Genomic DNA, 1,656 nt, shown 5'->3' on the forward strand with positions numbered 1-1,656 from the left:
CAACGGTCGCCGACGGCGGACCCGCCGGGTCCGCCGGGTCCGCCGTCGGCGACCGTTGAGGGCCCGCCAGCGCCGCCGGTGCCGAACAGGACTCCACCGGCTCCGCCGTTGCCGCCGGCCTGGTTGGCGCCGCCGGACCCGCCGGCCCCGCCGTTACCGAACAGGACCCCGCCGTCTCCGCCGGTTGCCCCGGTTCCCGGGGCGCCGTTGGCGCCGTTGCCGATCAGCGGGCGCCCGAACACCGCCTGGGTGGGTGCGTTCAGCAGGTCCAGGAGCGACTGCAGCGGCGACGCGCTGGCGGCCTCGGCACTGGCATACGCGCCCGAGCCCACGGTCAAGGCGTTCACGAACTGGGTGTGGAACACCTCCGCCTGGGCGCTCAGCACTTGAAAGACCTGCGCGTGCGCCCCAAACAACGCGGCGATAGCCGCCGACACCTCGTCGGCACCGGCCGCCAGTATCGCTGTCGTCGGGGCTGCCGCGACGGCGCTGGCCTCGCTGAGCGCCGAACCGATATTCGTCAGATCTGTCGCCGCCGCCACCACGATCTCCGGTGCCACCACCACATACAACATCGCTGTCCTCCTACCCGGTCATCGCCAGCACGTGGCGGAAGACAACAGCGTCGCGCGCAGTTGGTTGTGGCTGTTAGGGCATTTCGACCTCTGTTTGTCCGGCAGCAGGCCCCGGCTTTCGTCAGCGTTTCGCAGCCCGGCCCGGCCGCGCACAACACCCCCGGCACAACAACCGACGGTTACTGCCGGAAAATTGCCGCGCGGTTCCATGGTGGCCGCGAGATGGCGGGACCGTCGCAGCCACTATCATGCCCAGACCAATTGCCTGCCAACATGATTCAGTGCCTTGGGTGGCCAGAATCTGGCTGGCGCCCAGAGCGGGCCGTGGCGAAATATCCTCAGCCGCGGCCAGCCCCCGCAGCCGGTCGGGCTATCAGGTTTAGAGCCCTACGTTCCCGGGCTGACCAAACAGCAGCCCGCCGGAGCCGGGATTACCGGGAGTGCCGGAGAACAGTGTCGCGGCATTGCCGCCGTTACCGCCGTTGCCGATCAGCTGCGCATTGCCGCCGTTACCGCCAGTGCCGATGCCGACGCCGTTCGGTCCGGGGACCCCGACATTGCCGCCGCTGCCGCCGTTGCCGATCAGCGCGGCCTGGCCGCCGTTGCCGCCGTTACCGCCCTCGCCGGTGGCGCCGAAGCTGTCGAAGCCGGCCCCGCCGGTGCCGCCGGCCCCGCCGTTACCGAACAGCCTCCCGGCGTTCCCGCCGGCGCCGCCGGTACCGCCATTGGCGTTGCCACCGCCGGCAGTGTCGGCGAAGGCGGCACCACCGGTGCCGCCGGCCCCGCCGATGCCGAACAGGGTGCCGCCGCTCCCGCCGATTCCGCCGGCGCCGCCCGTGGCGGTGGCACCGGTTGTGTCGACGAAGCCAAGCCCACCGATGCCGCCGACTCCGCCGATGCCGAATAGGCCGGCGTCGCCGCCGTTGCCGCCGTCGCCTCCGCTGATGAAGAACATTGAGTTGGTAAGGCTGCCTTCCCCGCCGGCGCCGCCGTCACCGCCGACACCGAAGATCAGGCCGCCGCGGCCGCCGTCGCCGCCGGACCCGCCGGACCCGCCTGCGGCGGTCCCCGTCCCGCCTGC

General features: G+C 72.0%; 1 protein-coding gene and 1 pseudogene. Both read right to left on the bottom strand.

The window, feature by feature from the left end; translation table 11 throughout:
* The coding region (locus EET03_RS01765; protein ID WP_136625630.1) for a PE family protein at positions 1 to 575 on the bottom strand (575 nt) is incomplete at its 3' end.
* Between the two features lie 379 nt (positions 576 to 954).
* A pseudogene (locus EET03_RS01770) lies at positions 955 to 1,656 on the bottom strand (PE family protein); the annotation flags it as partial.

The organism is Mycobacterium innocens (assembly GCF_900566055.1).
Classification (GTDB): Bacteria; Actinomycetota; Actinomycetes; order Mycobacteriales; family Mycobacteriaceae; genus Mycobacterium; species Mycobacterium innocens.